Genomic DNA, 25347 nt, shown 5'->3' on the forward strand with positions numbered 1-25347 from the left:
CTTATTTTTCTTTATTTTTTCCCTACCCATTATGAACTTAAACTTTTAGTTACTTAAGCTCATTAATTCGCTTCGTCAGCTCGTTAAACTTTTGATCAAGCATAGCATAATCTTTATTCTTTACCGTAAGAAAACTAAGCTTGCCAAGTATCTCTTGTCTTTCATTTTCAAGCTTTAAACGAAGAGCAGCTATGTCATCGACTTGAGAAGGAGCGCCATTTCTCCATTTTTTCTCAATACGTTTATTTCGAACTTCCCACACACTATCAGTTACCTTCTCAAGAAAATATCTATCATGCGAGACAACAAGTAATGTTCCCTTAAATTGCGCAAGTGTTTTCTCTAATTGCTCCCGAGAAGGTAGATCAAGGTGATTCGTCGGTTCATCTAAAATAAGCACATTTTTATCCTCTAAAATGTAAGCCATTAGTTTACACTTTACCCGCTCCCCCATACTCATCTTGCCTATTGGTGCAGTCCAGTGCGCTGGTGTAAAGCCTAAATGCTTCATTAAATTCCGAACTTTCCCTTGCTCTTCAAAGGTTTCGTTATAAAAATATTGCTCAGGTGTTTGATCTAGTGGTAAATCAAATACTTCCTGCGTTAAATAGCCGATAGTCGCAGCAGGAGATATCCAAATCTCCCCTTCAGCCTTTATCTGTCCTAAAAGTATTTTTAATAATGTTGTTTTGCCACTGCCATTTGATCCAGTAATGGCAATCTTTTCTCCAAATTTTGCAATTAAATTTACATCCTTAAATAAAACACGCTGCTCAAAACACTTCATCAAATGCTTTGTCTCTAAAAAACGCTTCCCCACCCGTTGATCTGTGTCTATGGAAAAACGAATCTCTTCTTCAGGTTCTACAGCTTCAACCTTTGCCTTTGCAAGCTCCTTCTCTAATCTCTTTTTCTTAGATTTAACTTGCGAATCCATACGCTTTGCTTTTACACGATAAAATTCCTTAAAGCCCTCCTTCTTTGTAGACTGTGCATGTGCCTTTTGTGACCAGGATGTTAGCTGCTGCATCTGTGCTTCAATACATTCAATGTACTTTTGCTGTTTATCATAGGCGCGTTGTTGTGTTAGTCTTCGCTGTTCTCTAGCGGCCATATAGCTAGTATAATTACCGCTATGCTCAATAAGTCCCCCTTCTTCTAGAGACCAAATTTTAGTGGCAATCTCGTCTAAAAAATAGCGATCATGTGAGACAACAATGATTGCACCATCGTAACTTTTTACTTGTTCGATGAGTAATGCAGTACTTTGCTCATCTAAATGATTCGTCGGTTCATCTAATAAAAGTAATTGGGCATTTTGTGCAAAACCATCTGCGAGACGCATTTTAAGCTTCTCTCCGCCACTTAAGGCTGAAAATAACACATCTGGCACCTGCCATTTAGCAAGTAAATTCGCCTCGTTTGCAGATACTTCTAGCGAATCAAAGTGTGCGCTCTCCTGTTCTACATAAGCAACTTTAGCAGACTGCAACCAGCGTAACTGTCCCGCAGTCGGCACTATCAAGCCGGCAATTAGTTGCAATAGCGTCGATTTACCAGCTCCATTTCTACCAATAATGCCGATGACCTCGCTTACCTTTACCGATGCTGTTACATGTTCAAAAATTTTCGTATCCTTTATTTCATAATGCACGTCTTGTAATTTTAAAAGTTCCTTCATAACATCCATTCCTCTCCAGTCGGAGGGACAAAAAAATCCCTCCAATTATTTTGGAAGGATTAGTCGAAAAAATATCATCCACAAATAAGCTCTTACACATAGCTTGTTTGTGATCCATTACTAAAATGCTACTTCTCATCTGTTTCTAGAAAAAGACGTTCAGATGGATCATCAAGCACTTTAATTATAGCCAACTGTAAATCAGCAAAGCTTTGCCGATATAAGTTGTGTTTTATGGAAAATGGGCAGACTAATCCTATTTTTGATTCTGAAATATAAAATTTCGCAAAAAATAAGATTAGTTAATCATTAGCCACCCATCGTCCCTTCATTTGTAATTACAATAATTGTAACATCATTGCCTTTAAAACAACAATGATAAAGCTGTAAAATAATTCTTTAAAAGCAGCACCCTACCAATAACAGAATTCTTATTGGTTCATAGTGTCATACTCTTAATTACCATCTCGAGCAATCATACGAGCGAATATCTCTTCTTGCAATGGTTTGGAAGCGCCAACCACTTCTGCTACTCCATCGGAACCCAGCAATAAACTCTCTTCCTACAGCAGTTAGGAAGAACCAAAAGCTTCTTCCATTAAACATCCATATATACGTATTTCTAAATAAGCATGATTGAATACCACTCGTACCTATTCCGAATGGTGGAAATGATGGCGCAAAGCTAGGTGGTGGGCCAAGAGGCATTTGACCTGCTGGTGGTGGGCCAAAGCTAGGTGGTCCAAATGATGGTGGTGGGCCAAAACCAGGCGGTCCAAACGATGGTGGTGGTCTAAATCCAGGCGGTCCAAACGATGGCGGTGGGCCAATTCCAGGCAGTCCGAATGATGGCTCGAAACCGGGTTCTGGAAGTGGCATAATTTCTTCATATGGATTGTTCATGATAAACCCCTCCTTTTACATAATTCAATATATGTAAAAGGGCTAACAACCGTTGAGCAATTGCCTATCTATAGTGGAGCTTTGAAGACTACATTCAAACAAATACCCAGTTGGATAATATTGCATAATAAAAGATATTTGGCTCATCACCAAAAGTTGTGGATGACATTTGTTAAAACGTATTCCAAGAATATAACTTAATCTTCGTTCCGGCTAGAAGACTCCTTGAGGATTAACGTCACAGATGAGACCTTGGAGCGAGCATCACGAGTGAAGCGGCTCATCGGACGCCCCAGTCAGAATGGAAATCAACCATACGTTATGGAGATATGCCGATATTTCCAAGAAAGGAGCTCTTATGCGAAAATTACTTTTAACTATTACTACTATAATTGCGTCATTAGGCATTTGGTTACTAATTTCTTCGAATCAAGCCGCCAAATCAACGACAAGCATCCAAGCTAAGCTAGCTGACGTAAAGGATTACAAATATTATTTAGATGCAGGAAACGATAAGATTGGTAAGGAAATGGCTAAAATAGATTTGGTCATTGTGGAACCTATTGAAATGCAGCAGAAGTATATCGACTATGCTCAAAAAAATGGAACATTAATTTATGGCTATATTAACGCAATGGAAGCAGACAAGTGGAATTCAGAGCTCTATAGCCAATTAAAAGAAGAAGATTTTTATAAAGACGAGCATGGAGAAAAGATGTATTTTTCTGAGTGGGATTCGTATTTAATGGATATGACCTCTCAACACTATCAAGAGCTTTTACTAGAAGAAATTCAGAAGCAAATTGTTCAAAAAGGCTTAGATGGTGTGTTTTTAGATACTGTGGGCAATATTAATTCTTATTTACCTGAAAATGAACAAGAAGCACAAAATAAAGCAATGTTATCCTTCATCAAAGCAATAAAACAACAATATAACGGCTTGTCTGTTGCTCAAAATTGGGGCTTTCAAACATTAGCTGATTATACAGCACCATATGTTGACTTTATTATGTGGGAAAACTTCTCGTATGATGTAGTTGGAGAAGATGAATGGTCATTGGATATGATGGAGCAATTAGTTCAAATACGAGAAAAATCCGGTACACAGATCATGACGATTGGCTTTGAGGATGAAGAAAAAAGTCGTACCTTAGCAGAAAAATATCAATTTAAATTTTTCTACAGCCCCGCCGGATCTTACTACAACACCTGGCAATAAAACTATAATACCCTCTGAAACACTAGTCAGAGGGTATTTAGTTATAGAGATAAATAAGGGTTCATCACTCGCCAATCCTCGAGCTTTTCCTCAAAGGATTTAATATTTTTACCTGGTATTGGACTAGTCGAAGGCATTTTTTGATAGGCTCGATCAGCTAAAACCTCAAAGCCAATATGTTTTTTAAAAACTTCGAATGCCTTTCCCCCATTAAAAAGGACTAACTCAATATTTGGATACTGTTCAAAAAGCGTTTTAAAATCATTCGGTTTTTCATTACGAATGGCTGCATCTAAGCTTCCTTTACGCTCGCAGGATTGTATTGTATCCCAAAGACCAATATGATTGCTCTTTAACAATTTTAATCTTCGCTCATAGTCACCTGGTATATTTTCTTCTAATATTCCCCCTATAATCGGCCAAAAGTGATTGCGTGGGTTACCATAATATTGCTGTTTCTCTAATGATTGCTTCCCTGGCATTGAGCCGACAATGAGCACTTTTGTTGACGAATCTATAACTGGTGGTAAGACATTTTTCAGTTCATTTGACACAACAACAACTCCTTCCCATTATTGTAACGGAAAATCAGAGCCAACTAGTATTTCCTTCGAACTTTTTATATGAAGTTTATTTGACGAATGATTTTTTATATAGGTCCTTACTATTTCATAACCAATGCAATACCCTATCCATTGAGGGAGCTTTCCACCATATAAAAATTCAACATGATTGTCTAATCCTTGAATATTGATTTGAGGCAAAAAATGCTCCTTCCATATTTTTCGCATCTTATCTAATGAGTAGTAACTCAGCCAAGGGGCTACCCATTTATCTCCGTAAAACTCTTCAACTGCACATTCTGCTAAGCCTTCTAAAATTAAAGAATCTAATAAGGTCACTTCGTTTAGAGACTTATTTAAATATTGTAAGCGACAAACATGATTGTACTCATGTGCAAATAACGCTTTAAGTTCCTCTTTTTCAAGCTCTCCTATAAATAAAAATAAAGCATTTGGATAAGCGACACCATTTTTATTGGTCATTGTTTGTTCTTGTGTTATCGGAAAAATATAGATTGGTATATTTGGACCGCTCCATCTCTTTTTTAAATAAATAAATTCCTCTCGTACAATTTTCCATGCATTTTGATTTTGTAACTTCTTAATATCTATTTTTTCATGTGGCTGAAAAAGCCCCTGTTGCTGTAGTTCAAATTGTATTTCTTCTGGAGATCCACCATTAAAAACCTCTACTAAACGATTACAAAGAATAGAGCATTGTAAGTCTTCGAACTTTCTATTGTAATTAAACTTTTGACTAGCCAGAAATTCATTCAACCATTCATCAGTTGGCATTACTGACATACGTTCACCCCCTTGTATAGCTTATGTCTCCAATAGACAATCGGCTATTGATGAGTGTACGGAACGGCATATATTAACTTGTAAGGAAGTCGAAAGGGGGGATATTTTATGAATCCAAATGATGCTTATAATCTTTGCTGTAGTTATCATGGTAAACGTGTAAGAATAACAGATAGATCTGGCAGAATACATGTCGGAGAAATAACGATGGTAGATAGAAAAAATGTGTGGATTCTACCTGATAGACGATATAGAGGATATGGTTTAGGCTTCGGGGGCGGCTTCGGAGGCGGCTTTGGAAGACCTGGTTTTGGCTTTAGAAGATCCGGTTTTGGCATTGGGATCGCAATTGGAACTATTATAGGAATTGCAATAGCGCCACTAATATTTTTCTAAAAGTGAAATACTATTTGATGAATTCTCGATGCGATATAACAGGCTGTTTGTTTTTATGGAAAAAAATAAGCCATTTCAATCTGTTACTGAGATGGCTTATTTTTTCTTATTGCACTTGCTCTTTCTGTTGTTTGCTTTCAATCAACTCGGATATTGTGACAAATGTATAACCTTGTTTTTTAAGTTCTGGTAATATTTCTTCCAGCGCCTTAATGGTTTGCGTGCGATCGCCGCCTCCATCATGGAATAAAATAACATCTCCAGGCTTCGATCCCTTCAGTACCTTTTGTGTAATTTTTTTCACACCAGGCTGTTTCCAATCTTGAGTATCCTGATGCCAAGACCACATAACTACTTTGTACCCATCCTTTACAGCAGCATTTATCATTTGATCATTATAGTTACCACCTACAGGACGGAACAAAACTGGAGCAAATCCAGTAATACTATAAATTATTCCCTTTGTTTGACGAAGTTCCTTTCGCAATTCTGCTACGGAAACATTAAACGGATGTGAATACGTATGGTTGGCCAACTCATGCCCTTCAGAATAAGACCTTAAAACTAGCTCTGGATATTTTTCTGCATTTTTTCCAAGAATAAAAAAGGTAGCCTTTGCATCATACTTTGCCAATACATCTAAAATAGCTGCCGTATATTTGGGATGAGGTCCATCGTCAAAAGTTAGAGCAATTATTTTGTCTTCTGTGTTAATATCCCATACAACTTCCCCTGTCTCCTCATAATAAGGTCGACCTTTATCCGCATAGATTGTCAGCTTTGTAAAAAATACCGATATGATTAAAAAACAAAGGGTTAAAAACAATACATACTTACGTGTCATAGCATCACCTCCCAAGTTCAAATTCACATAACTCCGTCAACTTACTATTTACGAATTACAATGAAATATACTCGTGAAGGATTGGAGGTTTTCTCCTAAAACATTATCTTTAACACTGTTAAATTTTGAACGAATTGTGAAAACACTCACATAGCACTTTATTTTTTTATGAATTGATGTACAATAAGATGTACAAACTGATATATAACAATTACAGAAAATATAAAATGTTATAGTACAACTAAAGGAGATTTTATTATGTGGATTATTACAGTTTTTGAACAAAATACTTATCGTATGTTCGAGTACGACAATAAAAACGAGGCAACGGTTGCATTAAAAAAATTCAATCAAACAGCTATGCTTTCTTATACAAAATAAAATGGGACAAACCTTATTTTTCTGCGACGAAAGTGGAGCGGAGCGGTAGCGTAACGACAGTGACAAAGCGCGGATGAGAGATTTATCGGAATAAATTTGTGTTTTATCGGAACAATTTCGCGATTTATCGGAACAATTTCAGATTTTATCGGAACATATTGAAAAATACAGTATCTCTGTTCGCATTGAGAGTTTATCGAAACAGTTTTCAGATTTATCGAGAACTTTTCATTGTTTATCAACCAACTTTTGAAAAATATCGACATCTACCTTCAAGCAACACTACTGGCCGCACTGATGGTTTGCGTCGCTTCATTTGATCAAAGGAATTTTTCTAAAGTCATTTACTTTCCGCTTTTCAGTAGCATACCTGGTGGGAAGCTCATTTTTCTGTCGCGAAAGTGGAGCGAAGCGCAACGGCAGCAACAAAGCGCTCAGCCAGAACGGAAATCAACTACACGTTTATGGTGATGAACCATAAAAATACATTTTCACCGTTTGTTTTAGGTATCAAATTAACTTTACAATATTTTTTAGTGAAAATATCGAACACCTTTTTATCTATCGCCATATGGTATATAGAGAAAAGGAGTGATTTTGATGGTGACAATTGAGCCTATTATGATTCAAGGGCATTTTTTCACTGCTGTAATGGTCCAATTACCAAAAACAACCCTACTGACAATTTCGAATGAAACGGGTTACATCATGTGTGGGGCTTTAGATGTTGGCTTATTAAATGATCGCTTAGCAGACCGAAAAATCATTGCAGGTCGAGCAGTTGGCGTTAAAACCATTGATGAGTTATTGACGGCTCCATTAGAGTCCGTTACTTATGAAGCTCAGCAGCTTGGTATTACTGAAGGAATGTCTGGTGTAGAGGCATTATTAAAAATGATATAACAGCTATCTTTTGCATATTAAAAGCGTCAGTGCTATTACTAGACGCTTTTTTAGTTGATGTAAAGTAAAGATTGTATAAGTTATTCACTCTTTCCCGATACTTTGGGCAAAGGAGTGTTCGTTTTGGATAAAGATAAACATTGGAAAATACATGTATTTTTATTATTAACCGTAATTATCATTTTTGTCTGGTCTGTAATAAAACCTGCATCCTATTTAGATTGGCTCGCAGAAGTTAGCCCTGCAGTAGTTGCTATTATTATTGTAGTCGCTATCTACAACAAGTTTCGCTTCACAACTTTTTCTTATTTTATTATCGCCCTTTTGTCCATCCTAACATTTATTGGCGGGCACTATACTTATTCAGAGGTCCCACTTTTTAATTGGATAAAAGAAGAATTTCACTTACAGCGGAATGACTACGATCGCTTTGGACATTTTCTTAAAGGTTTGATGGCCATTGTCATAAGAGAAATATTAATACGGAAGACACCTCTAACGACAGGTGCTTGGTTAACAGGTATTACAATAAGTATTTTGCTAGCAATTGCTGCCCTCTATGAAATCATTGAATGGCTAAGTACAAAAATTTCAAAAGGAAGTAACACTGCTAAAGATTTTGTAGGGATGCAGGGAGATCCATGGGATGCACAATGGGACATGTTTTCAGCCTTCATTGGAACCGTTTTAGCTTTACTGTTATTTACAAAATTCCACGATAAATTATTGAAAAGACAGGAAAAGTAAATGATGATAAACAAATTTTCTCTGGAGCAAGCATAGCATATCTAATATGAACCATTCGAAAGGTGGTATTCTATGTACTATGCAAATGTTGGTCAGCAATCGCCCCATACATCTCGCGTGATTGAGGTCACCGGAAATGGAAAAGTAATGGCTACTCCAAACTATGTTCAAATTCAACTAGAAGTCCAGACAAGAGGGAAAAATGTACAAGAGGCACAGCAGGAAAATGCAATAATTATGAATCGTGTCATCCAATCTCTTTTAGCTCTCCATATCCCAAGAGAAAATATTCAAACAGCTTTCTATACTATTTCACCACTTTATGATTATGAGAACGGCAAACAGATTTTTAATGGCTACGAAGTAACAAATGCTATTACCGTTAAAGTAACAGATACGAGCCAAATTGGTAAAATTATTGATACAGCTGTAGAAAATGGCGCAAATCGGATTTCCTCTATCCAATTCAACATCGACAATGTAGATGCCTATTATCAACAAGCTCTCAGTTTAGCCCTTCATAATGCTCAAATGAAGGCTAAAACAATTGCAGAGACGATGCATTTGCCTTTACAACCACAACCAATTGAAATAGTTGAGGAACATGAAAGTGCACCTGTCCTGTATAGATCAATGGCGATGGCTGATTCCAAAATTTCTACACCTATTGAACAAGGTCAAATAGCCATTAATGCGACTGTTCGAGTGAAATTTCAATATTAAGTTGTATAATTCTAAAGCGAAAACTCCTCTCTTAATTTGTCTCGACAACAATTACGATACGTGAGTTTTCGCTTTTCTTTTTTTAATTGAATGTAAGATTATTGAATTTATAGAAAAGTAACCATAAGTTTTGATGAAGAACCTAAAAAAAAACATTTTTTCGAGAGGATTTAAAACAATGGCACTCTCATTCCATATTTAATTTAATGGCAACATAGCGTTGCGGACTTGATACTATTGGTTTCGTTTGCAACAGCAGTAAATTTGGTATGGTGATGATATCAAATATGAAAGGAATGATAAAAATGCAAATTAGCAAATCGATTTTAGATTATCGGAAAAGTAATAATTTAAGCCAAGAACAATTGGCTAATAAAATCGGTGTTACTAGACAAGCCATTTCAAAATGGGAGCAAAAAAAAGGTGCTCCAGATATTGAAAATTTAATTTTATTAAGCGATGAAATGAATATTAGTTTAGATAATTTGATTAAAGGTAATAGCAATATAAAAAAGCAAATCGTGAATAATGAAAAAGCAGTAAAGTTTCATTTTCTAGTAATCTTATTTTTAGTTGCTATTGTAATTTATATAGCGTATTTTGCATTTGTACACGATATTTTTATGATTGGATTTTTAATTGCAACGCTCTTTATGCTAGGTATTGAACTTTATGTTTATATGAGGAAATATTCGATTAGTTAAATTTAACCTAACAAAATCCCAAGGAAAAGTGACCTACCTACTTTCCCTTGGGATTCATCCACACAAGCCTATACATATGGAAATCAAGAACAGTCCGCTTACATGACTATGAATTATTCAGGATCAAATGTACTTTTTTCTAAACATACATTGAATATAAGTTGATCTTCGTTCCGAATGGGCGACTCCTTGGGTATCAGCGTCACAGATGATACCCTGGTTCGTAGCTAAGGCTATTTATAGCAAAATAAATTTTATCATTCCCATATATGCTCTAGACTCACTTCATAATCCTTAACACTTAGCTGAAAAACATCTGGGTTACTTAGGTGTGTCCAAACTTGAAAATCAACATCACTATTATAATTTTTCAACAGTAAGGTTATTATATTTCCATGACTAACGATAATTGTATGTTCGGTGTCACTTTTTAAAGTTTCCTCAACTACGTGAACGATCCGTTTCATTGCTTCGTTACTCGACTCTCCGCCTCCGAATTTCAGCTCCATATTGGTAAAAGTTGCTTGAAGTTTTTCATACCAATCAGGTAACTCTGTAGTGCTTAAAATTCGTTCTGAAAGGCGTTCATCGATTTCAATATTTATATTTTTCCTATTACTCAGCGGTTCAATAGTTTGAATTGCACGTGAGAAAGGACTGGCAATGATTCGATCAATTTTTTTGTCAGCGAAAAAATCAGCTAAACCTTCTGCCTGATGAAAACCTTCTTCTGTTAAAGAAGCAGCTGACGATTGTCCTTGAGCTTCACAATGTCTGATTATATAAATACACTTAACCATTTAAACCTCCTAGAGAAAATATGGAGAACCAACATCATTGTTATTAACTACAATATCTGCATTTTCTTGAGGGTTATGCTCATTTAAATAAAGACTTGAGGCAGCGTGATATCTGTTCAAAAACATTACCTCTGCTTTTTCATAGCTTCCGAATGCAATCGTTTCCCGTTTTGCTCCCCTTTTTCTGGCTAGCTCAAAATCTGTCTGTACGAAAATTTTATAATCGAATAAATGTATTAGTTCTTTTTTCAATAAAAATGTTCCATCAACAATGAAAATCGTATCGTCTGTTGCAAGCTGTTGTTCAGGGTTTACATATTCATCTTTTTCTAAATCTAATGAAACGATCTGATACTGACGATTTCCATTTTCCCCTAAAGGAATTAGCAGTTTTTCTTTAAATGCTTGATAATCGTGTGCATCTTCATAATACCCGATTGCTGAATCCTTTCCTTGTCGATAGCGAATCGCTCTTGGATTATGAAAATTGTCAATGCTTGTTCGTACTACTTCCTTTTTTCTTCGACGAAGCTCTTCAGCAAGTTCATTGGCAAGAGTTGTTTTCCCTGAAGCTGTTATTCCACTAATTGCTACTCTAATGGGATGTTGAAGTTGTAAATCTATAATATTATTGGCTACTTCTGAAATAAGTTCTTGTCTTAACATTTCTCATTGACCTCATAGATTTTAGTTTACGATTATTATACCTTCTTTACTAATTAGTTCCAATTTATTCAACGCGTCACCAATCTTGCCTTTCTTTAATTGCTCCGTATGTTCTTCTTCCTGATAACCTTCTAAATCAACGTTTATGTCAGATGATTCACTGCTCGCCATAAGCTCTAATGAGTTCGGTGCCTCTTTGTATGATATTGTAATATCTCCTGAAGCAGTCTCTACAAATAATACTTTTCCTGCGATGATTTCTTTCATAAAAACTTCACCGCTAGTCGAAGTAATTTTCGTTTTCGGACTGTTGACTCTAGTCATATAGCTATCACCATTCGTAGCGGCAATCGTTAACTCATTCACGGTGCTATCCATCATTTTCAATTCCCCATCCTTCGATGTAATTTCACCTTTATCAGCCGATAATCCCTTAATGATTTTAGAGCCAGAATCCGTTGAAATCGACAGTTCTTCTGTTTCAATGTTGTTAATTTTGATATCACCATAGCTGTTTTTTATGGCAATCTTATTCGCAGCATTTTTAGGAACAGAAATGTGAATAGTACCTTTTTTTCCAAAGCTAAAGTTTTTCATAACGCCTTCATCAGTGTCTTGTTGATCTACTACAATTTTATTTCCGTCTTTCTTAATTTCAACAGGATTGCTTTCCTGCTTTTCTTGTAGCTTACCTTCAATTTCAACTGTTAATTTTTCAGATTCTGTATTTTCTAATGCTATATCCCAAGACTCACTGGTTATTTCTAGTTCTTCAATTTGCTGAGCATCAAAGGACTGTTGTTCATTAATGCCCTTTTCTTCATTTGTTTTAAAGGTGAATATAATGCCCCCTATCGCAATAACGAATACCAGAGCTATGATTGCTTTTTTCACTTTACATCCTCATTTCTTATCTCAATTATGCCTCGGTATCATTGCGTTCGGAGGCTTTAACTTCTTTCAGCTTCTTCTAAATTAAATCTACTTTATCGACCTTATAATAAGACAGATAGCCAATAATAAGCCCTAATAGACACATAATCATTGGAACACCAATAAATTGAAATAAACTGGTAGATGTATCCCCATTTGAAACCGTTGCATTAATCAAAAATCCAATTAAGACAGCTGACGTAATTGTCGCAGCAGTTGATTTTTTGCGCATCCCAAAGTACAAAGGAATTAGGCTTACCCCAGCAATCATAAAACCATTGATAAAAGTAGAAGGAATTGTAGCTACCATCTCCTGCATCTCAACAGGCGTTTCAAACAAGTTCATCATTGGATTTAAGAAATAAACAGTGATATTGATCATAAAGGTTGCAATGATAATGCTAAAGAAACAAAATCCGAAAACTAGCGACAGCTTAGCAAGAATAATCTTTTTCCTTTTTAATGGATACGTAAATAGTAATTGGACCGTCTTATTTTTATATTCGTCAATGACTAAACGAGATAAAATGACACTCGAAAAAATGATAAAAACAATTCGAATCAAAATATTTGTTAAAGACATAAAATCTGTATAATCCTGAAACATTTTTTCATCTCCAGAACCCAAGGCCATCAGTGCAACTGCCGCAAAAATTCCAACAATGCAAATGATTAAGCTTTTAAAATAGCTAGCTATACAATTCTTTTTCCATTCAAGCCTTAATAGTTTAAGCAATTTGATTCCCTCCATTAATAAGATTTAAGAAATACTCTTCTAAATGCTGTTGCTGTTTTTCAATTCCATTGACAACAATGTCATTTAAAATAAGTTCTTTATTAATTTGAGATTGAGAAATGTCATGTTCAAAAATTCGAATACAATGCTGATTCACAATTTCATATTTTCGAATACCTAATTTGTTCTCTAGCACATGAACCGTTTTTTTCAAATCGTCTATTTTAATCTCCAAGTACGCCATGTTTTCTTTTCGAATATCCTCCATTCTTACTTCCTTTAATAATTTTCCATGATGGAGGATGCCAATTGTATCTGCTATTGATTCAATTTCTGCCACGATATGACTTGATATTAAAATAGTGATTCCATGCTCTTCTTTTAAAAGCATTAAAAGCTCGCGTATATCTTTAATGCCTATAGGATCAAGACCATTAATCGGCTCATCAAGAATCAGAATCTCTGGTTTCGTAACAATTGCACGTGCAATGCCTAATCTTTGCTTCATTCCTAGCGAAAATTCATGTATTTTTTTATTTTCTACTCCACTCAGACCCACAATATCTAGTGCCTCTTTAACAGCTCCTTTTTCATAAACACCAACATACTCACAGTGAAGCTCTAAATTCTCCTTTGCTGTCAGCCTTTCATAAAACTCTGGATACTCAATAATGCTGCCTATTTTGTTTAAATATTGATAGGAAGTTTTAGCGATTGGATGATTAAAAATCTTTATTTCACCTGAAGTTGGTTTTACCAAGTTTAAAATCATCTTCATAATCGTCGTTTTGCCAGCCCCATTCGGACCTAAAAATCCATAAATCTCTCCCTTCTTAACGTTCATATTGACATGCGAGACAGTTTCGACACCTTTAAAGCTCTTACTTAATTGCTGTATTTGAATAACGGTTTCCATGTTATTAACTCCTAACTTTAATTCGTTACACTAAGCTTAATAAACGAAAGTAAAAACAAAGTAAACTCGATGGAAAATGACAGTAATTTTTCAGGAGAGTAAAGATATATAACATAGAAGCTGTTATGATGAAATTGAAAAGAGGGATAAAAATGGAATCTGCAAAAATCCTAATCGTAGATGATGAAATTGGTATTCTAAAATTATTAGAAATTACACTTAGAAAAGAACACTTCACTAATATTGAAACTGCTTCTTCAGGTAAGGATACATTACAGCTTGTGAAATCCAATGCATACGATATTATTTTGCTCGATATCATGCTACCTGATATAAGTGGCTTTGAGCTCTGTACGGAAATACGAAAGCATACGAATACACCTATCATTTTTGTTAGTGCACGTTCTACAGACTTTGATAAATTAACGGGATTAGGAATTGGTGGAGATGATTATATTACAAAACCTTTCAACCCTTTAGAGGTTGTCGCTCGAATAAAAGTCATGCTCCGCCGTCAAAAAATGTATGAGAGTTCTCAGCAACAGCAAAGTACAAAGTTCGAATTCGGATATTTTACTCTTAATCCTGAATCTGCAACATTGATTGTTAACAATCAGCTCGTCGAATGTACAGCTAAGGAGCTAGAGCTACTACACTTCTTTTGTAAAAATCCTAATCGTATTTTCACAACTACACAGCTCTACGAATTTGTTTGGGGAAATGACGTTTATGGTGAGGAGAAAACCGTTACGATCCATATTTCGAAGCTCAGGAAGAAGCTTGGAGATGATACGCGTAACCCTAAAATCATTGTAAACTTACGTGGAATCGGTTATAAATTCATTCCACCAAAAGAGGATTCACTATGCGAATAAGTACTCGATTTATGTTTCACCTCGCACTGGGGATTATTTTGTGGATACTTGCATCAGGTTTTTGCATTTTGATTGGTTTAGAAGGAATACTTCCCCTAATTAATAAATCTCTTAATGAAGATTCTGAGAATATTATTGTACTTTGGATTTTCGGGTTCAGTACTATCGCTTGTATCGGAGCATTTGGATGGTATTTCGGGGGTCCTCTTGGATTTATCATGACATGGATTCATCAGCTTTCACAAGAGAATTACGAAAAGCCTAAGGGATTCTCTAAAATTTATACTCGAAAAGGCAAGCTTCGTATGCGCTATCTTTTATATCAAGAGGTACTTCAACATTTACAAAGCTTATCTTTCAAATTACAAGCAGCGGAAATAGAACGAGAAAAAGTAGAACAAGCCAAACAAGAATGGATTGCGGGCATTTCGCATGATTTAAAAACACCCTTAACCTATGTTACAGGCTACACTACTCTTTTATTGAACAATCAATACGAATGGTCTAAAGACGAAGCTCATTCCTTCATTCAGGAAATTGCAGATAAAGGCAAGCATATGGAAGAACTTATTCAAGATTTAAGTCTCGTTATTCAGCTAAATCGCGCTGATGGCTACTTACCTTTACATAAAGAAAATCTAGATATAGTTGAATTTACTAAACGAGTTGTTGCCAATATTAGCAATAACCCACAAGCTAATGACTATAGGCTTCATTTTGAGACGGATATTTCGTTACTAAACGTTGAATTTGATGTTAAATTCATGCAACGGATTTTACAAAACATTCTTATGAATTCAATTATCCACAATCCACCTAACACAGATATTTATACACAGATTTTCGGTAGAGCCGAGCATGTAGAAATCCACATTGTGGATAACGGTGTGGGTATGTCTCAACACATGGTAGAAAATATATTCCTACAATATTATCGTGGAACTACAACAGATTCATCTTCTGAGGGTACTGGGCTGGGCATGGCAATCGTTTATAAACTCGTTCACGCTCATAAAGGTACTATCTCTATTGAAAGCGAGCTGACTAAAGGAACTACATTTACTATTACATTACCTAAAAAATAGAAACCCCACCTCTTAAACGCTAACATCTAAGATAATTGCTCATGCCCACAGCAATTCTAATAACTACTTTTAATTGGAACAAAGACTGGAGCAATAATCATTCATGAAAATTATGTGCAAGACATATATTTAGACATCATAAATTGGTTCAATAAGGAGGATTCCATGCAATCTGAAAAATTGCGACTAAGAAAGATTCAACATCTTGCCTACGAAATCATGGATGAGATGAACAGAGGTAATGAGGGCACACAAGTGGAAGCATTAATCCCTATTATTGATAATTTATCTCGTGCAATTGGTGATTTAACGGATTCCTATGGGGAATTTTCGTTAGATTATGTAGAGGAAAAAGTGAAAAATGCTCATGCGCTTTTATTTAACAAAGAAAAAGTGGATGTCTATTTATAAAGATATGGGAAAGTTTCCCGCAGCGGAGCGCAACGGCAGCGACAAAATCTCTAATGAGCTGCAGTTTTGAGATTTGTCGAGAACTTTTGATTGTTTATCGACCAACTTTATCGATTTATCAACCAACTTTCATAAAATATCGACATCTACCTTCATGCAACACTCTCTGACCGCACTGATAATTTACGTCGCGATGACTTAAGCATATTTTTTTACGCAAAATTTAAAAACTCAACATCAAAAAGCGCGAGAAATCAACGTTTCTAAATTGATTTCTCACGCTTTTTAAAGTTTTGACCAGTTTTGTCCCAGCCACTTAAAAAATTTAATGCGTTTCAGGATTAAATGTTTTACAATCTGTTTCTTCACTATTAGAAGCTTGCTGTCCCTTTTGACTTACAACATAAATTTTTTCTGCAGTACATTTGTTTCCAGAGTCCCAAAATGTACAGTTATTGACTTCACAAAGAATTTCTTGTGCCATCGTTTTCACACCTCCTCTTTTGTTATCATTAACAAAATCGAGGTAATCAATACTTCTTAATAGCAGGTTAATCCGTAAATGGGTTCTATTGTAATTAAACGGATCATCTCCATAACGCTTGGTTGATTTCGCCTTGGCCTAATTGCGTCCGGAGGATCTATCTTCATTCAGTCGGTGTTCGGACACCCATTGAATAAGTATATTTTCAAAGCAAAATTAAAAATTTCACATCAGAAAAGCCCGAGAAATCAACGTTTCTAAAATTGATTTTTCGCGCTTTTTTAGGTTTTGATCGGTTCTTTTGATTGCTTCAACAAAACCACCTCCTTTTTATAATTACTTCACACTTTTTAAAATTGCACTATTCAGAATTTTTGTGATGTGATAGTTTTAAAGAAAGAGGTGAGTTTATGGTTTCGTATTTCCCTATTTTCCTCACTATTATTTTTGTTATTTTTCAAAGTTATTTTTGTAAGTATGGGAAGTTCATGTACACTATAGTTTTAGCTATTTCTTTTACGGTTCTGATAAGAGTTTTCTTTTTGGAATATAGTCTTTTGGTTTTTTTGTTGCTGGGGAATTTCTTTTTTTACTTAATGGTGGTTGTAACGTATTTTACAAAAATAAAGTACTAATAATCAGTGGAGATGAAGAAAACCCCCACTGATTAAAATTACACTTTATACAGCTTTTCGTTGGAAATATAAATATCCTCCGAGGAAAAACAGTAAGAACCCTCCTCCTACAACTGTTAATAATTGATCCCAAGGCACAAAGAATACCTCACCTGCCTCGCCTCCTACATTCATCATTAAGAAGGGCTGACCCCATGGATAGTAAGGCCCAAAACGTTCAGAATTGACTGCTAAGATAGAAGGTAAAGTAAAAATAACGTTTACTGCAAATGGAGCAGCAAAGCTTTTAAACATAACTGACGTCCACAGCTGCAACGCGACTAATGGCCATGTTGCTACCCACCCTCCAAAAATACTTTTCCATACAATTTCCATCGGGAAAGGATCTGTGTAGCCCTTTATAAGACCTACTGCATATATAGAACATAAATATAGTATCTGCATCGCCATCACAAGGAGTATAATTAATACATACTTTGCAACAAATACTTTCCCTCTTGTAACAGGTAATGCTAAAAGTTGTTTCCAGCCACCAGATTGATGTTCATATCTACAAATAACACTCGCAAATACTCCTGAAATTAAAGGCAGGAATAATAATGCATATGTTAAATTCATGGAAATTAAAGAGACGTACCATTCATTAATTTCAGAACCTACTAAATTATTATTAGTGTTTGATGCTAATCCTATAAAAAGTCCAATTATAGGTCCTGTCAAAATTAATGGCACCATTTTAGATTTTCGCAATTTAAACCATTCAGCGCTCAGTATAGATCCCATTACTTTACATCCCTTCTAGCAAAATCGATCGTTCCGATAATATACAGTACAATACCAACGCCTATTCCAAGCATGGCATTAATAACCGGCTCATCCCATTGATTCATTAACGATGGCCATTTCCAAATCATCCAATCAGGTAAAAAATATGATGAGTAGGCAAAAATCACGCCAAAAATACCTACTGTTATTGGTATCCCCTGATTATGACAAACACTTGCAATCCAAAGTTGAAGTGCCAATATTGGCAACGCAGCAAAATATGGATAATAACTAAATTTAGCAATTTCCCCAAATGGTATGCTATCACCTAAATCTAAAAACACTCCATAAGCCATCGTAACTAACATTAACAACGTGGAAGACAAAAACAATAAAATGGCTAGCACTGTGAATTTCGATAAATACACCGTTAATTTTGAGACAGGTAGTGCAATTAATTGCTTCCACGCATTCGTTTCATTTTCAATGCTCGCCATAAACGAAGTTAAAATGGCGATCCCTAGGACAATCGCAAGCGGTGTAAATGAATGAACGTTTAATAAAAAGTAGCCCCAATCGTCTTCACTTTGCTCTAACAAATAGTCCTTCCTTACACCGTAATTCACCATTTGCATTGCAACAACGCCTAAGGGTCCTAAAGCTGTTAAAAACCATAATCCTTTGCGTTTAATTTTCAAAAAGTCAGAAGTTAACAGTTTTCCTATCATAGCGCTTGCTCTCCTGCTGTCATTTGAAGGAAAATCTCTTCTAATGATCGTTTCTCTTCCTCTACTCGGTATACCGAAATGCCTTCTTGTACGAGGATTTGTACTATATGTGCTACTTTTTCATCTGAGCATTCATCTAATAAAATGAACCCATCTTTATGTTCGGCTTTGATGCCATTTGCTACTAGTGATCGCCAACCCTTTTCATCATTGCTCACCTTAATTAATACCTTTGGCTGAGCAAATCTACGCATTGCCTCAATTGAATCTTGGAAAATCATTTTACCCTTCGTAACGATACCCACTTGTGTAGCCATTTGATCGATTTCTGATAGTAGATGACTTGAAATAATAATCGTCATTCCATATTCCGAAGGCAGTCGCTTAATTAAATTACGGATTTCAATAATCCCTGATGGATCAAGACCATTCGTTGGTTCATCTAAAATAAGTAATTCAGGGTTGTGTAATAAGGATGCAGCAATACCTAAACGCTGCTTCATCCCAAGAGAAAAGCCCTTTACTTTTTTATTTGCAACATCCTTTAAACGAACAATTTCTAATACTTCATCGATGCGTGATTTCGGTACACCTAAAATTTTTCTTAACGCTTCTAAATTTTCATAGGCTGTTAAATGTGGATAATAGGAAGGGTTCTCTACCAATGATCCAACCTTTGCTAAAATATTAATTCGTTCCTTCGTTATATCTTTTTGGAAGATTTTAATTGTCCCAGAAGATGGCTTCATTAACCCAAGAAGCATACGAATAGTCGTCGTTTTCCCCGCTCCATTCGGTCCTAAAAATCCATATATTTCACCTTTACGTATTTTTAAATTTATATTGGATACAGCTTGCTCTTTACCAAAACTCTTTGATAAATTTTCTGTTTGTACGATATATTCCATTGTCCTCACCTCTGTCATTATCATAAGTAATGAAGGTTAAAAGCAGGTAAGGTTCAAGTTTAAGTTTTGTTTAAAAAAGACTATGTCTGTCTCATCATCAAAAGTTAGGGATGACATTTGTTAAAACTTACGCCATGTAAAAAAGCTGATCTTCGTTATGTGTAGGTGTCTGTGCGGATTATCACCTTGAACAAAAAAATAGCATGCCATTAGCTTTGCTGGCATACTATTTTGGACGATCACTCCAAGTACGAAAAGTGGCTGGGACAACACTGGTCAAAGCTTTAAAAGCACGATAAATCAATTTAAAAAATATGCTTATGTCATAAGCGACGTAAATTGTGCGGTCAAAGAGTGTTGCATGAAGGTAAATGTCGATATTTTTCAAAAGTTGGTTGATAAATTAAAAAAGTTGGTCGATAAACACTCAAAAGTTCTCGACAAATCTCAAAACTGCAGCTCATGAAAGATTTCTGTCGCTGCAGAAAAATGAGGTTTTGTCCCAGCCTCCGGAATATTCTATTTGTAGTGTTTAATGATAATTTTTGTACCGAATTCGTTTGACTCAATTTCCCAGTCTAAATCCATGCCCTTTACCATGATATCAACTATGGATAAGCCGATGCCCGCACCTTTAGCATTGGATTCATTTTTCATGCCGTTTCCGTGATCCTTAATGATCAATGCATCATAGTGCTCCGTCGATTTGGTTTCCACGCCAATATATTTCCCGCTATTCGCATGGCGTAATACATTTTGAAATAAATTATCAAATATACGCCCTAGCCAAATCGGATCAACTTGCCATTCATTTTTCACAAATGGATGTACCTCAATATCGATTTCAAAGCCTTCCTTTTCGAATACCGGATACCACGTGGTCATTTGCTCACGTACAAATCGTATAACGTTGATTTCTTTTTGCTCAAATTTATATTTACTAGCCATTAGTAAAGTATAGGACATTAAATTTTCTATTAAAGCATCGATATTTACAATCGATATTTCCATTGCTTTAATGGCCTGTTGCCCCTCTTCTGATAATTCCTCTTTGCTAATTGAATAAGATTGCGCTCTAATTTTCGTTAACGGAGTACGGAGGTCATGTGATAGATTAGCAATCAACTCTCGGCGTAGCTGTTCTTCCTTCTGCTCACGATTTTTACTCTCCCTAAGCTCACACACCATTCGGTTAAAGCTTTGTTCTAGCTGACCGATCTCGTCCTTCTTTTTGACCTTCGTTTCAATAGGTAAAGCGTCTACATCACGGATTTCCATCGCTTCTTGAAGGTGCAATAGTCTTTTCCGAATCCCTCTGAAAAATAAAAAGGAAACTACAATGAAAAATAAAATAATGGCAATAACACCCAATAATATAATGGCACCATATTTTTCATAAACATTCACAAGTGGTGGTTTAAATAATTCTTTTGGCATTTCAAAAACAATAAATCCATTGGACTCGTCATCTCCTAAAAAAGCAATAACTGTAAACGGATCACCACCATAACGCTCTTTAATAAATTTTGTAGTATACGCTGGTGTCCATTTTGATGGAATCTGTTCCTCCACATTCACTTTTGTGAGTAAAGTTCCATCCTCACTTACCCAAAACATAGAAGCTTTTGGATATTGCTTCTGCCAATCCTCAAAACGTTGAGTAATTGTTTCCTCTGTAATGATTTTTATACTTTTAGCTTCCGCATGCCATTTTTCCTCTATTTCGCTTTCCCTGAGAACTTCACTTGAAAAATCAGTTTTTCCTATTCCAAACACAAAAGCAGCAATAGCAAAGTATGATAATTGAACAATAGAGATGGCTAAAAAAATAATCAACATATACTTAGCTAATAATGATCGGAAAAATTTCATAGTTTCACCCTATATCCAATACCACGAATGGTTTCAATAATTGTCGGCTTCGCTGGATCTATTTCTATTTTTTCTCTTAAGTATCGAATATGCACCATTAATGTCTTATCGCCTTCTATGTAGCTTTCACCCCAGACACCCTCATAAAGCTGTTCCTTTGTAAGGATTTGATTTAAATGGCGAATAAAATATTGAAATAAATAGAACTGCTTGCCTGTTAATTGAACCTCTTCATCTGTCTGTGTGTTCATGATTCGCATTTCTTTCGTATAAATTTTAAGGTGTTGAAGATCCAGTACATCGTCATTCTTTTGATATCTTCTTAGCAATACTTCAACGCGCGCTACAAGTTCATCGGGATGAAATGGCTTTGTTAAATAGTCATCAGCGAAATTAAGCCCCTCTATTTTATCCTCTACAGCAGTACGTGCTGACAACATTAAAATAGGGATGTCTTTATTTTCTCGCTTAATTCTTTTGCCAATTGAAAAGCCATCTAATCCAGGCAGCATCACATCCAATATAGCGATATCCTTAAAAGCTATGTGTTGGTCGACCTCTTCACCAGATTCTAGCCATGTAACCTCATAGCCTCTTTCTGTTAAATCCTTCGTCACCCATTGGCCAATATCTTTTTCGTCTTCTATGTACAATATACGATACAATGTTACTCCCCCTAATCTATGTATTCATATAGCCCTAAAAATAACGTTATACTAAAAAACCATATTTTGCATTATTTAGTTGCAAAAATTTATGTAACAGTTCTTCTGACCATCTCTCCCATCTCATTGCCAATAAGTTTGCGTTTTTTACTCATGTGCTCTTTCAGATTGAATAATAAACTTGACGTACTGATGGAATGAAAGGAGCAAAAAAGATGAATACATTAGTATCCGCAAAAAATGTAACGAAAATTTATAACAAAAATCAATTACCTGGACTCAATAAAGTATCTTTTGACATTCAAACTGGTGAATTTGTTGGCATTATGGGGGCATCCGGATCAGGAAAAACGACATTATTAAATATTCTATCAACGATTGATACGCCTACAGATGGTGAAATTTTAATTGATGGTGTTGATATAAAAACACTCAATGATAACCAATCTGCTGATTTTAGAAAGGATCATTTAGGCTTTATTTTTCAGGAGTATTTTTTGCTCGATAGTTTATCCGTAAAGGAAAATATTGCAGTACCCCTTACTTTATTGCACAAATCTCCAGAAGAAATAGATTCAACGATAAACAATTTAGCAAAGCGTTTTGGGATATTCGAACAATTATCAAAGTACCCTAGTCAGCTGTCTGGAGGGCAAAAGCAAAGGGTTGCCGCAGCCAGAGCAATTGCGAAACAGCCAAGTATTTTATTTGCTGATGAACCAACAGGCGCATTAGATTCACACTCTGCAACTGAGTTACTTCAAAAGTTAAGAGAAGTAAATGAGGAACTTCATACGACTATTTTAATGGTAACTCATGATGCTTATGCAGCAAGTTTTTCAAGTAGAATTCTGCTATTTAAAGACGGAAATATACTAAAGGAATTAAAAAGAAACAATCAAACTAGAAAACAATTTTTTGAAGAAATATTAAAGGAAATCTCTAAATAAAGACTAATAGGGTGAAAGGAATGCATCATGGTGGGATTATTAACAATTGCAAAAAAGAATCTGAAGAATAATTTTTCCTTCTATTCGTTCTATTTCGTTTCTGTAGCCTTTGTGCTGACGGTGTTCTTCTCTTTTATTTCATTTTCCATGAACAGTATTGTTTTGGAGAAGATTTCGTCAGACGGAAGAGTAGAAACAATGTCAAGAGTAGTAGCAATGTTTGTTATGGCATTTGTATTATTCTATATGTCCTATTCTAATACCTTCTTTATGAAAAAAAGAACAAAAGAGCTTGGGATTTATTCGCTCCTAGGGTATCGGAAGTCAACGATGGTAAAACTATTAACGCTCGAAAATATTTTAATTTGTTTCGCTGCTTTAATTGTTGGGATCGTTCTCGGTGCTGTTGCTCATAAAGGCATCGTCGGAGCGATTGTCAAATTATTAAAATTACAAATTGAAACTTCCGATATTCCATTCATAAATATAAAAGCTGTTGTATTTACATTTATTTTTATATTCGCTATTTTAACCGTCTTATTTTTATCAAACTGGATAATCCTTCAGAAAAGTTCATTACTGATGTTAGTACGAATGGATAAAAAGGAAGAAAAACAAATAAAAATTAATACAGCCTTCTCGTTTATTGGGCTACTTCTTATTTTGTTCGGTTATTTTTTAGCTCTTGATATTACAAGAGGAACTCAATCGTTGTGGAAAACAATAGGTTTTTCACCTATTGCACTTGTAACACTAGTAAGTGTGATACTAGGTACTATTTTCTTTATTCATTCTTTTTTACCATTCGCTATTCAAAAATTAAAGAAGAGGAAAAGTTGGTTTTATAACGAATCAAACATTATTACCATTCCAAACTTTATTTTTAAAATCCGTTCGATGGCAAAGACTTTAATTTTGTTAACTTTATTAGTTTCTGGAACTTTGGCTCTATTCTGCTCTACTGTCCTGACACTTTACCATCCAGTTGTTGCCACAGAACGTATTATTCCATCCGCAATAGAATTCCCAGTGGAGGACAAACAACTGGCTACTGAGGCCATCAAAATTGCAGAGGATACTGCTGGCGAAGAAAATGTGAAACACAAAGAGACAACCGTTATCCAAATAACATCATCTTCTACTAATTTACCGCAAGAATACAGTATTAAGGAAGAGCCAGGATTTGATCTCATCTCCGAATCAGATTATAAGGAACTAATACGTAATCAGGAAAAAAATGTAGAATTCGAAAATTTAAATGACAATGAAAGTATTTTAGTAAAATATCGACCTGATAAAAAGAAGCTAGATATAGGAAATATTTACACCTTAAACGTAACGCCTATAAATAGCGTAGATATAAAAGTCATTGATACGACCTTACTTAATCCAATAGGATTTGCCAATAGTGTCGGAACGCTTATTATCTCGGACAAACTTTACAAGGAAGTAAAATCCTTCGGGCTACCAGAAAAGACGATGCTGAGCATTAATGGGACTAATATGAGGGAAAATCAAGAAGTTTACGATAACTTAGCTCCTTTATTTAAAAATAACAACTATTTTTCAAGTAGCTACCAAAAAGTAGACTTCCTTATCCAACAAAATAGTTCAACATTCTTACTTATTAGCTTCGTTACAATTATCTTTTTTATTGCAACAGGTAGCATTTTATATTTCCAAAATATCTCAAATGCTATGTCAAAAAAAGATGAGTTTACTATTCTCCAAAGAATGGGCTATAGCAAGAAAAAAGTAAAAAAAATAATTAGTAAAGAAGTTTTTGCGCTATTTAGCATCCCCTATGTACTAGGGTTAGCACACAGTATTTTTGCAGTGATCACATACAAAACCGCTTTAATGGACGACTTATTAGGAAAAAACAGCGCTTTTATATTGCCTGTTCTATTCGCTATCGTAGTTTTCACTCTTGTATATATCATTTATTATTTGTTAACAAAACGAGCATGTAATAAAATTGTTTTTAACGATAAATAGTAAAAAAATACAAATAAAGCTGATGTACATGCATCAGCTTTATCTGTCTGTA

28 protein-coding genes are annotated in these 25347 nt (G+C 35.2%); 12 read left to right on the plus strand and 16 right to left on the minus strand.

Going from position 1 to position 25347, the window contains the following annotated elements; translation table 11 throughout:
* Positions 1-49: 49 nt before the first annotated feature.
* The gene (gene abc-f, locus QUF91_RS26285; protein WP_289419861.1) at positions 50-1681 is read right to left on the minus strand and encodes a ribosomal protection-like ABC-F family protein; all 1632 of its coding nucleotides are present in this window, start codon (positions 1679-1681) and stop codon (positions 50-52) included.
* A 459-nt stretch (positions 1682-2140) separates the two neighbouring features.
* Positions 2141-2584, minus strand: coding sequence for a hypothetical protein (locus tag QUF91_RS26290; protein WP_285397187.1), 444 nt, complete (start codon positions 2582-2584; stop codon positions 2141-2143).
* Between the two features lie 358 nt (positions 2585-2942).
* Between QUF91_RS26290 and QUF91_RS26295 the strand changes: the two genes are divergently transcribed.
* Complete coding sequence (locus tag QUF91_RS26295; RefSeq protein WP_289419862.1) at positions 2943-3803, plus strand: endo alpha-1,4 polygalactosaminidase; 861 nt, start codon at positions 2943-2945, stop codon at positions 3801-3803.
* A 41-nt stretch (positions 3804-3844) separates the two neighbouring features.
* Here QUF91_RS26295 and QUF91_RS26300 read toward each other — a convergent pair whose 3' ends face one another.
* Positions 3845-4357: a DNA-deoxyinosine glycosylase gene (locus QUF91_RS26300; protein WP_289419863.1), complete on the minus strand. Its 513-nt coding sequence runs from the start codon at positions 4355-4357 to the stop codon at positions 3845-3847.
* A gap of 18 nt (positions 4358-4375) precedes the next feature.
* The gene (locus QUF91_RS26305) at positions 4376-5170 is read right to left on the minus strand and encodes a DUF2268 domain-containing putative Zn-dependent protease (protein ID WP_289419864.1); all 795 of its coding nucleotides are present in this window, start codon (positions 5168-5170) and stop codon (positions 4376-4378) included.
* 108 nt (positions 5171-5278) lie between these two features.
* On the opposite strand from QUF91_RS26305, the gene QUF91_RS26310 reads away from it, so the two are divergent.
* Positions 5279-5566: a hypothetical protein gene (locus QUF91_RS26310; protein WP_289419865.1), complete on the plus strand. Its 288-nt coding sequence runs from the start codon at positions 5279-5281 to the stop codon at positions 5564-5566.
* 106 nt (positions 5567-5672) lie between these two features.
* Here QUF91_RS26310 and QUF91_RS26315 read toward each other — a convergent pair whose 3' ends face one another.
* Positions 5673-6410 (minus strand): polysaccharide deacetylase family protein, encoded by a 738-nt coding sequence (locus QUF91_RS26315; RefSeq protein WP_285397178.1) that lies wholly within the window; start codon positions 6408-6410, stop codon positions 5673-5675.
* Between the two features lie 258 nt (positions 6411-6668).
* On the opposite strand from QUF91_RS26315, the gene QUF91_RS26320 reads away from it, so the two are divergent.
* From QUF91_RS26320 to QUF91_RS26340, 5 genes are all read left to right on the plus strand, one after another.
* Positions 6669-6791: a hypothetical protein gene (locus QUF91_RS26320; protein WP_285397177.1), complete on the plus strand. Its 123-nt coding sequence runs from the start codon at positions 6669-6671 to the stop codon at positions 6789-6791.
* Positions 6792-7391: 600 nt separating this feature from the next.
* Positions 7392-7694 carry a YunC family protein gene (locus QUF91_RS26325; RefSeq protein WP_285397175.1) on the plus strand — a complete coding sequence of 101 codons (303 nt, stop codon included), beginning with the start codon at positions 7392-7394 and terminating at the stop codon, positions 7692-7694.
* Between the two features lie 123 nt (positions 7695-7817).
* The gene (locus QUF91_RS26330; protein ID WP_289419866.1) at positions 7818-8441 is read left to right on the plus strand and encodes a DUF2238 domain-containing protein; all 624 of its coding nucleotides are present in this window, start codon (positions 7818-7820) and stop codon (positions 8439-8441) included.
* A gap of 72 nt (positions 8442-8513) precedes the next feature.
* Positions 8514-9164: an SIMPL domain-containing protein gene (locus QUF91_RS26335; RefSeq protein ID WP_289419867.1), complete on the plus strand. Its 651-nt coding sequence runs from the start codon at positions 8514-8516 to the stop codon at positions 9162-9164.
* A 305-nt stretch (positions 9165-9469) separates the two neighbouring features.
* On the plus strand, positions 9470-9868 hold the full coding sequence (locus QUF91_RS26340; RefSeq protein WP_289419868.1) for a helix-turn-helix domain-containing protein: 399 nt from the start codon (positions 9470-9472) through the stop codon (positions 9866-9868).
* Between the two features lie 257 nt (positions 9869-10125).
* Here QUF91_RS26340 and QUF91_RS26345 read toward each other — a convergent pair whose 3' ends face one another.
* From QUF91_RS26345 to QUF91_RS26365, 5 genes are all read right to left on the minus strand, one after another.
* Positions 10126-10668 (minus strand): histidine phosphatase family protein, encoded by a 543-nt coding sequence (locus tag QUF91_RS26345; protein ID WP_289419869.1) that lies wholly within the window; start codon positions 10666-10668, stop codon positions 10126-10128.
* 9 nt (positions 10669-10677) lie between these two features.
* Entirely contained in the window at positions 10678-11334 is a 657-nt protein-coding gene (locus QUF91_RS26350; RefSeq protein WP_289419870.1) for a nucleoside/nucleotide kinase family protein, read from the minus strand.
* Positions 11335-11355: 21 nt separating this feature from the next.
* The gene (locus QUF91_RS26355; protein WP_285397169.1) at positions 11356-12228 is read right to left on the minus strand and encodes a DUF4097 family beta strand repeat-containing protein; all 873 of its coding nucleotides are present in this window, start codon (positions 12226-12228) and stop codon (positions 11356-11358) included.
* A 76-nt stretch (positions 12229-12304) separates the two neighbouring features.
* Positions 12305-13003, minus strand: coding sequence for an ABC transporter permease (locus QUF91_RS26360; protein ID WP_289419871.1), 699 nt, complete (start codon positions 13001-13003; stop codon positions 12305-12307).
* Positions 12996-13919: an ABC transporter ATP-binding protein gene (locus tag QUF91_RS26365; protein ID WP_289419872.1), complete on the minus strand. Its 924-nt coding sequence runs from the start codon at positions 13917-13919 to the stop codon at positions 12996-12998. The genes QUF91_RS26360 and QUF91_RS26365 overlap by 8 nt, the downstream gene beginning before the upstream one ends.
* 152 nt (positions 13920-14071) lie before the next feature.
* On the opposite strand from QUF91_RS26365, the gene QUF91_RS26370 reads away from it, so the two are divergent.
* The 3 genes from QUF91_RS26370 to QUF91_RS26380 all read left to right on the plus strand — a co-directional run bounded on the left by QUF91_RS26370 (position 14072) and on the right by QUF91_RS26380 (position 16290).
* Positions 14072-14794: a response regulator transcription factor gene (locus QUF91_RS26370; protein ID WP_285397166.1), complete on the plus strand. Its 723-nt coding sequence runs from the start codon at positions 14072-14074 to the stop codon at positions 14792-14794.
* A complete protein-coding gene (locus tag QUF91_RS26375; RefSeq protein WP_289419873.1) occupies positions 14785-15879 on the plus strand; it encodes a sensor histidine kinase in 1095 nt (364 codons plus the stop codon). The genes QUF91_RS26370 and QUF91_RS26375 overlap by 10 nt, the downstream gene beginning before the upstream one ends.
* Positions 15880-16044: 165 nt before the next feature.
* On the plus strand, positions 16045-16290 hold the full coding sequence (locus tag QUF91_RS26380) for a group-specific protein (protein ID WP_289419874.1): 246 nt from the start codon (positions 16045-16047) through the stop codon (positions 16288-16290).
* A gap of 325 nt (positions 16291-16615) precedes the next feature.
* On the opposite strand, the gene QUF91_RS26385 is transcribed toward QUF91_RS26380, so the two are convergent.
* The 6 genes from QUF91_RS26385 to QUF91_RS26410 form a co-directional block, all read right to left on the minus strand.
* Positions 16616-16774 (minus strand): DUF1540 domain-containing protein, encoded by a 159-nt coding sequence (locus tag QUF91_RS26385; RefSeq protein WP_075807207.1) that lies wholly within the window; start codon positions 16772-16774, stop codon positions 16616-16618.
* Positions 16775-17454: 680 nt separating this feature from the next.
* Positions 17455-18192 carry an ABC transporter permease gene (locus QUF91_RS26390; protein WP_285397162.1) on the minus strand — a complete coding sequence of 246 codons (738 nt, stop codon included), beginning with the start codon at positions 18190-18192 and terminating at the stop codon, positions 17455-17457.
* Positions 18192-18902: an ABC transporter permease gene (locus QUF91_RS26395; RefSeq protein ID WP_289419875.1), complete on the minus strand. Its 711-nt coding sequence runs from the start codon at positions 18900-18902 to the stop codon at positions 18192-18194. The genes QUF91_RS26390 and QUF91_RS26395 overlap by 1 nt, the downstream gene beginning before the upstream one ends.
* On the minus strand, positions 18899-19810 hold the full coding sequence (locus QUF91_RS26400) for an ABC transporter ATP-binding protein (protein ID WP_285397160.1): 912 nt from the start codon (positions 19808-19810) through the stop codon (positions 18899-18901). The genes QUF91_RS26395 and QUF91_RS26400 overlap by 4 nt, the downstream gene beginning before the upstream one ends.
* A gap of 519 nt (positions 19811-20329) precedes the next feature.
* A complete protein-coding gene (locus QUF91_RS26405) occupies positions 20330-21682 on the minus strand; it encodes a sensor histidine kinase (RefSeq protein ID WP_289419876.1) in 1353 nt (450 codons plus the stop codon).
* Complete coding sequence (locus QUF91_RS26410; RefSeq protein ID WP_285397158.1) at positions 21679-22347, minus strand: response regulator transcription factor; 669 nt, start codon at positions 22345-22347, stop codon at positions 21679-21681. The genes QUF91_RS26405 and QUF91_RS26410 overlap by 4 nt, the downstream gene beginning before the upstream one ends.
* A 215-nt stretch (positions 22348-22562) precedes the next feature.
* Here QUF91_RS26410 and QUF91_RS26415 point away from each other — a divergent pair, with 215 nt between their 5' ends.
* The gene (locus tag QUF91_RS26415; RefSeq protein WP_289419877.1) at positions 22563-23297 is read left to right on the plus strand and encodes an ABC transporter ATP-binding protein; all 735 of its coding nucleotides are present in this window, start codon (positions 22563-22565) and stop codon (positions 23295-23297) included.
* Positions 23298-23327: 30 nt separating this feature from the next.
* Positions 23328-25295 carry an FtsX-like permease family protein gene (locus tag QUF91_RS26420; RefSeq protein WP_289419878.1) on the plus strand — a complete coding sequence of 656 codons (1968 nt, stop codon included), beginning with the start codon at positions 23328-23330 and terminating at the stop codon, positions 25293-25295.
* Positions 25296-25347 lie beyond the last annotated feature (52 nt).

Origin of the sequence: Lysinibacillus sp. G4S2 (assembly GCF_030348505.1) — a bacterium.
In the GTDB taxonomy this organism is placed as follows: Bacteria; Bacillota; Bacilli; order Bacillales_A; family Planococcaceae; genus Lysinibacillus.